This window comes from Streptomyces sp. SID1328 (genome assembly GCF_009865595.1).
Classification (GTDB): domain Bacteria; phylum Actinomycetota; class Actinomycetes; order Streptomycetales; family Streptomycetaceae; genus Streptomyces; species Streptomyces griseoluteus.
In genome coordinates, this window is the sequence record NZ_WWKH01000928.1 from 1 (window position 1) to 8,409 (window position 8,409).

7 protein-coding genes and 1 pseudogene are annotated in these 8,409 nt (G+C 70.1%); 3 read left to right on the forward strand and 5 right to left on the reverse strand.

From position 1 onward, the window contains the following. Nucleotides 1-275 (reverse strand): annotated as a pseudogene (locus tag GT030_RS30025) (hypothetical protein); the annotation flags it as partial. Between the two features lie 290 nt (nucleotides 276-565). On the opposite strand from GT030_RS30025, the gene GT030_RS30030 reads away from it, so the two are divergent. Continuing rightward, a complete protein-coding gene (locus tag GT030_RS30030; RefSeq protein ID WP_161203785.1) occupies nucleotides 566-1,012 on the forward strand; it encodes an Rv3235 family protein in 447 nt (148 codons plus the stop codon). Nucleotides 1,013-1,144: 132 nt separating this feature from the next. Here GT030_RS30030 and secA read toward each other — a convergent pair whose 3' ends face one another. Beyond that, nucleotides 1,145-3,988, reverse strand: a complete 2,844-nt coding sequence (gene secA, locus GT030_RS30035; RefSeq protein ID WP_161203786.1) for a preprotein translocase subunit SecA — start codon at nucleotides 3,986-3,988, stop codon at nucleotides 1,145-1,147. A gap of 252 nt (nucleotides 3,989-4,240) precedes the next feature. On the opposite strand from secA, the gene GT030_RS30040 reads away from it, so the two are divergent. Continuing rightward, on the forward strand, nucleotides 4,241-4,879 hold the full coding sequence (locus GT030_RS30040; RefSeq protein WP_161203787.1) for a GNAT family N-acetyltransferase: 639 nt from the start codon (nucleotides 4,241-4,243) through the stop codon (nucleotides 4,877-4,879). Then, the gene (locus tag GT030_RS30045) at nucleotides 4,876-6,066 is read left to right on the forward strand and encodes a crosslink repair DNA glycosylase YcaQ family protein (RefSeq protein WP_161203788.1); all 1,191 of its coding nucleotides are present in this window, start codon (nucleotides 4,876-4,878) and stop codon (nucleotides 6,064-6,066) included. Before GT030_RS30040 ends, GT030_RS30045 begins: the two co-directional genes overlap by 4 nt. Here GT030_RS30045 and GT030_RS30050 read toward each other — a convergent pair. The 3 genes from GT030_RS30050 to GT030_RS30060 form a co-directional block, all read right to left on the reverse strand. Beyond that, the gene (locus GT030_RS30050; RefSeq protein WP_161203789.1) at nucleotides 6,063-6,809 is read right to left on the reverse strand and encodes a response regulator transcription factor; all 747 of its coding nucleotides are present in this window, start codon (nucleotides 6,807-6,809) and stop codon (nucleotides 6,063-6,065) included. The genes GT030_RS30045 and GT030_RS30050 overlap by 4 nt on opposite strands. A gap of 204 nt (nucleotides 6,810-7,013) precedes the next feature. Further along, nucleotides 7,014-7,706, reverse strand: coding sequence for a ribosome-associated translation inhibitor RaiA (raiA, locus tag GT030_RS37455; RefSeq protein ID WP_161203791.1), 693 nt, complete (start codon nucleotides 7,704-7,706; stop codon nucleotides 7,014-7,016). Nucleotides 7,707-8,031: 325 nt separating this feature from the next. Then, nucleotides 8,032-8,409, reverse strand: a 378-nt coding sequence (locus tag GT030_RS30060; RefSeq protein WP_161203790.1) for a phosphoribosyltransferase family protein, incomplete at its 5' end; no start/stop codon positions are given.

Sequence of the window (8,409 nt, forward strand, 5' to 3'; positions counted from 1 at the left end):
AGTCCGTCCCCGTCCGGGGTGACGGCGCCGTCCGCGACGTCGACCGCGACGACGACGCGGCGCGGGGCCGCCTCGGGGTCGGCGGCCAGCAGCCGCAGCGAGGCGCCCGCGGCCTCGCCGAGCGCGGTGTACTCCAGCTCCTCCAGGTCGTCCGTGCCGCACCACTCGCGCAGGGCGGGCGTCACGGCGTAGGCGGCGAACGGGTCCGCCGCCAGCACACCCGTCTCGTGGGCCTTGGCGAGGCCGGGGAGGGTGAGGGGTACGTAGACGCGCATGCGGGCCGCTCTTTCCTGGTCAAAGGAGGGCCTCCAGAATACGTGCGGCCGTCCCCTTTCGAGTTCCCGCCCGACCCCCTTACGGCGTCAACCCACCACCCCGCACATCACCCTCCCGAACCGCGCAGCCAGGGGGTTCACGGAGCCCTCCGTCACCCGGATAAGTGAAGCCCGCAGCGCCCGCGACACCGGCCGGACGTCCTTGCCCGGCCGGTCCCCGCCCCCGTACAAGGTCCCCACCTACTTGAGTTACCGCCCGGTATCCGCCGGGCCGCCGAACGGGGACTTCCATGAACAAGGTCATGAGCCGCAAGCCGCAGACCCGGCCGCACCACCGCCCGCCGACCCGTCACGACACCCGCCGCCCCGGCACCCCCACCCGCAGCCGCACCACCACCGCGCGCCCCACCGACCTCTTCGCGGACCGCCTGCTGGCCGTCCTGAGCGGTCAGCGCCCCGTCCACTGGATGCTCCGCCACACCGCCGGCTCCGCCTACGACGACCTCGTCCGCCTGGCCGAACGCACCCCCCTCCGTACCCACGGCCCCCGCCCCACCGTCCACGACCTCGGCTGGTTCGTCCCCCGCTCGGGCGCCCTGGAAGTCTTCGCCCGCATCGCAGCCGGCACCCACCTCCGCGCCCTCGCCTTCCGCCTCGAACAGTCCGAGGACCTCCGCTGGCGCTGCACAGCGGTGGAACTGGCCACTCCCTCACCCCGCCGCTCCGCAGCGTCCTGACGGGCGCCTGAAGGGCGTCAGGGACCGTCCGAGCTGTGCCGCACCGGCCCCCTGGCGCTGGTACGACACGACTCGGGGCCGGGCCCCCGCCAAGGAGGGTCCGGCCCCGAGTCTCTGCTGAAGCTGCGCCCGCTACTTCTTGCGGCGCCGCCCGCCCTTCGCCTGGCGGCGGCGCTCCGCGCGGGTCAGGCCGTCGGACTCGGAGCGGATGGGCTCGTCGTCCTCGAGGTCGCGCTCGATGACGCCGCCCTCGCCGTCCACGGTGGGCGCGGAGAAGTGCAGCTCGCGGCGCTGCGGAACGTCGAGGCCCTTGGCGCGGATCTCCGGACGCGCCCCGGCCGGAACCTGCGCGGGCACGATGTCCTGGACGCCCTCGCCGACCGGCTGGGCCTCCACCGGGACCTCCTCGACCTGCTGCTCGACCTGGACCTCCAGGTTGAACAGGTAGCCGACGGACTCCTCCTTGATGCCCTCCATCATGGCGGTGAACATGTCGAAGCCCTCGCGCTGGTACTCCACCAGCGGGTCCTTCTGCGCCATCGCGCGGAGGCCGATGCCCTCCTGGAGGTAGTCCATCTCGTAGAGGTGCTCGCGCCACTTGCGGTCCAGCACCGACAGCACGACCCGCCGCTCCAGCTCACGCATGATCTCGGAGCCGAGCTGCTCCTCACGCGCCTCGTACTGGGCGTGGATGTCGTCCTTGATGGACTCGGAGATGAACTCCGCGGTGAGACCCGCCCGGTCCCCCGCGGCCTCCTCCAGCTCCTCGATGGTGACCTTCACCGGGTAGAGCTGCCGAAAGGCACCCCAGAGCCGGTCGAGGTCCCAGTCCTCGGGGAAACCGTCGGCGGTCTCGGCCGCGATGTACGCGTCGATCGTGTCGTTCATGAAGTGCTGCACCTGCTCCTGCAGGTCCTCGCCCTCCAGGACGCGGCGCCGCTCGCCGTAGATGACCTCGCGCTGCCGGTTGAGCACCTCGTCGTACTTCAGGACGTTCTTGCGCGTCTCGAAGTTCTGCTGCTCGACCTGCGACTGCGCGGACGCGATCGCGCGGGTGACCATCTTGTTCTCGATCGGCACGTCGTCCGGCACGTTGGCCATGGCCATCACGCGCTCGACCATCTGCGCCTTGAACAGCCGCATCAGGTCGTCGCCGAGCGAGAGGTAGAACCGCGACTCGCCGGGGTCGCCCTGACGGCCGGAACGGCCGCGGAGCTGGTTGTCGATACGGCGCGACTCGTGCCGCTCGGTGCCGAGGACGTAGAGGCCGCCGCTCAGCTCGACCTCTTCCTTCTCGGCCTTCACCGCCTGCTCGGCCCGGGCCAGCGCGGCGGGCAGCGCGGCCGCCCACTCCTCGATGTGCTCCTCGGGGTCGAGCCCGTGCTGGCGCAGCTCCGCCTCGGCGAGGTCCTCGGGGTTGCCGCCGAGCTTGATGTCGGTACCGCGGCCGGCCATGTTGGTGGCCACCGTCACGGCACCCTTGCGGCCCGCCTGCGCGACGATCGACGCCTCACGCTCGTGGTGCTTGGCGTTCAGCACCTCGTGCTGGATGCCGCGCTTGCTGAGCTGCTGGGAGAGGTACTCCGACTTCTCCACCGAGGTGGTGCCGACCAGGATCGGCTGGCCCTTCTCGTGCTTCTCGGCGATGTCGTCGACGACCGCCTCGAACTTGGCGACCTCGGTGCGGTAGATCAGGTCCGACTGGTCCTTGCGGACCATCGGCCGGTTGGTCGGGATCGGCACCACGCCGAGCTTGTAGATCTGGTGGAACTCGGCGGCCTCGGTCATCGCCGTACCGGTCATGCCGGAGAGACCCGGCATTTCCTTGCCCTGCTGGTCGTGGCGCTTGTAGAGGCGGAAGAAGTTCTGGAGGGTGATCGTGGCGAGCGTCTGGTTCTCGTCCTTGATGTCCACCCCTTCCTTCGCCTCGATCGCCTGGTGCATGCCCTCGTTGTAACGGCGGCCCGCGAGAATACGGCCGGTGTGCTCGTCGACGATCATGACCTCGCCGTCGATGACGACGTAGTCCTTGTCCTTCTTGAACAACTCCTTGGCCTTGATGGCGTTGTTCAGGTAGCCGACGAGCGGGGTGTTGACCGACTCGTAGAGGTTCTCGATGCCCAGCCAGTCCTCGACCTTGGAGACACCGGACTCGTGGATGGCGACGGTGCGCTTCTTCTCGTCGACCTCGTAGTCGCCGGTCTCCTCGATGCCCTTGAGGGGGTTGCCGGCCTCGCCCTTCTTCAGGCGGGTGACCAGCTTGGCGAAGTCGCCGTACCACTTGGTGGCCTGGTCGGCGGGGCCGGAGATGATCAGCGGCGTACGGGCCTCGTCGACGAGGATGGAGTCCACCTCGTCGACGATGGCGAAGTTGTGACCGCGCTGCACCAGCTCGTCCGACGCCCACGCCATGTTGTCGCGGAGGTAGTCGAAGCCGAACTCGTTGTTCGTGCCGTAGGTGATGTCGCACGCGTACTGCTCGCGGCGCTCGGCCGGCGTCATGTTGGCCAGGATGCAGCCGACTTCGAGGCCGAGGAACTTGTGGACGCGGCCCATCATCTCGGAGTCGCGCTCGGCCAGGTAGTCGTTGACCGTGATCAGGTGGACGCCCTTGCCGGAGAGGGCGTTCAGATACGCGGGCAGGGTGCCGACGAGGGTCTTGCCCTCACCGGTCTTCATCTCGGCCACGTAACCGAGGTGGAGGGCGGCACCGCCCATGATCTGCACGTCGTAGTGACGCTGGCCGAGGACGCGCTTGGCGGCCTCACGGACGGTGGCGAACGCCTCGGGGAGCAGGTCGTCCAGGCTCTCGCCGTCCGCGTACCGCTGCTTGTACTCCTCGGTGAGAGCCCGCAGCTCGGCGTCGGAGAGGTCGACGAAGTCCTCTTCGATGGAGTTGACCTGGTCCGCGATGCGGTGCAGCTTGCGCAGGATCTTGCCTTCGCCTGCACGCATGATCTTCGAGAGGACGGACACGGGGGGTGGTCTCCTTGCCGGTCGGGCCTGGGACGGTCGGTTTCCATAAGACTTGATTGAGCAACGGCCATCGTATGCGAGGACCCCGCCACGCCGGGAGGCCCGGCGGCGCAGTGGTCCTTTCACTCCGAACAACGTCCTGGGACCACGGATGGTGCCGCGCCACGCCGAGATTTGCGCGAATGGTGATACGTCGCTCACGCAGGGCGAAATGCGCTGGCGCGGAATGTCCGGTCCGCGCACACTCGCCGGATGGACCCCGTCGTACTGACCACCGAACGCCTGCTGCTGCGCGCCGTCCGTCCGGACGACACCGAGGCCGTGTTCGCGGCGGCCCAGGACCCGGCGATCCAGCGCTGGATCTCCTCCTTCCCCTCGCCCTACCTGCGGGAACACGCCGAGGCGTTCGTCGGCGGCACCGCGCCGGAGAGCTGGGCGGACGACTCGATGTACACCTTCGGCGCCTTCCTGCCCGCCGGGGACCTGACCGGCATGCTCAGCGTCGCCATGCGCGGCCCCGGCCACGGCGAGCTGGGCTACTGGGCCGCGCGTGAGCACCGCGGCCGGGGGTACGTCACCGAGGCCGCGTCCGCCGTCGCCCGCTGGGCCTTCACCGCGCTCTCGGTGGACCGGCTGGAGTGGCGCGCCGAGGTCGGCAACAGCGCCTCCCGCGCGGTGGCCGAACGGCTCGGCTTCACCGTCGAGGGCGTCCTGCGCGCCGGCGTGGGCAGCAGGGGCATCCGGCGGGACTCGTGGGTGGGCTCGCTGCTCCCCTCGGACCTCGGGCTGCGCTCCTCGGTGCCGTATCTGCCCGCCCCTGCCCGGCCGTCGGAGGCGAAAGCGCAGGTCGCCGGGGGCTGTCAGTGGCACCCTCTATCGTCCCCGTCATGACGACCCTGCCGCGCCCCGCTGTCACCCTCACCGCGGACGACGCCCGCCGACTCGCCTTGCGGGCCCAGGGCTTCCTCGGCGCGCCCGACCGCCGCTCGGGCGCACGCGGGGTGCTCCGGGCGCTGGGCGCGGTCCAGCTCGACACCATCTCGGTGCTGGCCCGCTCCCACGAGCTGATCCCGTACGCGCGTCTGGGCGCGGTCGGCCGCACGTCCGTGGAGTCCGCCTACTGGCACACGCCGGCCTCCGGCGCGCCCCACGCCTTCGAGTACTGGTCGCACGCCGCGTGCATCCTCCCCATCGAGGAGTGGCCGCACTTCGCGTTCCGCCGCCGCGCCTACCGCGACCGCCCGCACTGGAACCACCGGTTGCCCGAGGGCGTTTACGACCAGGTGATCAAGCAGCTCCGCACCGAGGGCCCGCTCACCGCGACCGAGCTGGGCGGCGCGAAGCGCACCAGCGACTGGTGGGACTGGTCCGGCACCAAGGTCGCCGTGGAGCGCGCGCTGATGTACGGCGAGGTGGTCTGCGTGGAGCGCCGGAGCTGGAAGCGGGTGTACGACCTGGCCGAGCGCGCGATCCCGAAGGAACTGCTGCACGACGACCTGGACGACGCCGAGTGCCTGCGCCGCCTGGTCCGGCTGGCCGGTGAGGCGCTGGGCGTGGGCACCCGCGCCGACATCGCGGACTACCACCGCCTCAAGGGTGAGCAGGTCGACGCGGTGATCGCCGAATCCGGGCTGGTGCCGGTCGAGGTCGAGGGCTGGGGGAAGCCCGCCTGGGCCGACCCGGCCGCGCTGGCGACGCCCCCGCGAGGCCGCCACCGCACCACGCTGCTCTCCCCGTTCGACTCCCTGATCTGGGAACGGGCGCGCACGGAGCGGATCTTCGGCTTCACCCACCGCCTGGAGGCGTACGTCCCCAAGCCTAAGCGGGTGTACGGCTACTTCGCGATGCCGGTGCTCTCGGGCGGGCGGCTGATCGGCCGGGTGGACCCGGCGCGCGAGGGCCGCACGCTGGTGGCGCGGCAGGTCACGCTGGACGGCCCGAAGGCGGTACCGGGCGTGGCGCAGGCCCTGGTGGAGGCCGCGTCCTGGGTGGGCTGCACGGACGTCCGGGTGGAGCGGGTCGACGCCCCCGAACTCCGCGCGCCGCTCACGCTGGAGCTGGCCCGCATGCTCTCCTAGCGGATCTCGAGGATCTTCTCGCGCATCGCGTAGACGACCGCCTCCATCCGGGAGTGCAGCTGCAGCTTCTCCAGGATGTTGCGGACGTGGTTCTTCACGGTGTTCTCCGAGATGAACAACTCCTTGGCGATGTCCCGGTTGTTCATCCCGGTGGCGACGAGCTTGAGCACCTCCAGCTCCCGGTCGGTCAGCCGGGGCGCGGGTACCAGCCGCCGCTCGTCGGTGCGCTGGATCATCGACTTGAACTCGGTGAGCAGCTTGGACGCCATGGAGGGGCTGATCTGCGACTGCCCGTCCGCGACCGCGCGGATGGCGGTGGCCACCTCGTCGGTGGAGATCTCCTTGAGCAGGTAACCGGTCGCGCCCGCCTTGATGGCGTCGTAGAGGTCGGCCTCCTCGTCGCTGATCGTCAGCATGATGATCTTCGCGCTGGGGGCGACCTCCTTGATGGAGGTGCACGCCTCGATCCCGCCCCGTCTCGGCATCCGCACGTCCATCAGCACGATGTCGGGCAGCAGGTCGGCCGCCTTGTCCACGGCCTCGGCGCCGTCCCCGGCCTCGCCGACGACCTGGATGTCCTCCTCGGCCGCGAGCACGATCTCCAGACCGCGGCGGAACAGCGCGTGATCGTCGACCACCAGCACCCGGATCGGCTCCTCGCGTTCGAGGTCCAGGTCCGGCTCCATGCCGATGACGCCGTCGTCGGCGCCCGCGTCGCGCATCGGTCCGAAGGTGTCCGCCATCGTTCCTCCCCCTGAAGGCTGTGGCCCGTGATTCCGTGCCATCGCCAACCCAAGGCAGCGGCCCACCGGTTGGGCCGGTGCGGTCATGATTTCATGCTCCGGCGCCCCAACGGTGACGCACAGGGGGGCGAACTGGTCGCACACCGGTGCCCCTGGGGGCGCACACGCGTCCCAGGGGCACCGTCTCCGCTCCCGCCGGGCAGGTCAGCCGCCCAGCGTGTCACCCGCCGCGGGCGGCTGCGCCTCCGCCACCATCGGGTCCGTGTTGAGGTGGATGACGCCGTAGTCGTAGGCGTGCCGCCGGTAGACGACGCTCGGCTCCTTGGTCTCGGAGTCGACGAACAAGTAGAAGTCGTGGCCGACCAGTTCCATCTCGTAGAGGGCCTGGTCAAGGCTCATCGGGGAGGCGACGTGCGTCTTCTCGCGGACGATCAGCGGGCCGTCGCCCCTGACCTCCAGCGAGCCCATCTTCTTGGTGGGCACCCCGTCGGACCCGGCGGTCGGGACGGGCTCACCATCGGGATAGAGCGTCGCCACGCCGGGGACGACGTCGGGTACTTCGGCGGCCGGGGTGCGTCGTGCGCCCCGGCGCACGACTCGCTTGTCGTGCTGCTTGCGCAGCCGTGCGTCCAGCTTCTCCGCGGCCATGTCGAGGGCCGCGTACGGGTCGCTGGCCGATGCCTCCGCCCGGATCACCGGACCGCGGGAGTGGAGCGTGATCTCCACCCGGTCACAGCGGTCGGCCTGACGGGGGTTGGGCTCCTTGGACACCTCGACGTCGAGGCTGATCACCTTGCCGTCGAGCCTCTGGATCTTCTCCAGCTTCAGCTTCTCGGCCACGTGCTTACGGAACCGCTCAGGTACTTCGGTCTTGCGGCCCTTGACGACGATGTCCACGCAGAACTCCGTTCCCGGATCGCTCACGCTCTAGGCGGAGCGTCTCCCTTTCGCACCAGGTCCCGGTATGCCCCGGAACCTCGGACTCGGTGACTTCCACCTCCTCCTCCCCCATGGGCGAGATCTCCATCCCCGTTGCGCGTGAGTTCGCGAAAAACCCACGGCACGGCAATCGGATATGCGAGGTGTGGCCTGGGCCTTTCCTCACAACCGAACATATCTCGCCCGGACGGATGTCGTCACCCTCTACTGGGGCGTACCTCCGATCAGGTGAATTACTCCCCTCGCTACCTGCAACGACGCAAGTTCTTGGTCGGTTCCCCGCTTATTCGAAAGAATCACGGGGCGCGGCGATCACCGCTGCCCGGACGGCACTTCCGATGATGTTCATCGGCCCCTTTTCCGGTGCCCCATGCACCGACTTTCCTCTCTGCGATCGCGGCCCGGTCTGTCGTTCCTCCCTACCTTCCCGAGTTGCGCCGCGATACACAGGCATGTCCCACTCCCGGCGTGTTCCGGCCGTCGCGCGGAGCGCGCGCGCCGCCTCGGCCAGGCTCGCGCCGGTGGTGATCAGGTCGTCGACGAGCACGACCCGCCCGCCGGCGAGCAGGTGTACGCCGCCCGCGCGCACCTCCAGCGCTCCCGCGAGGTTCTCCCGGCGCCGCCGGGCGTCCAGCCCCGCCTGGTCGACCACCGGCCGCCG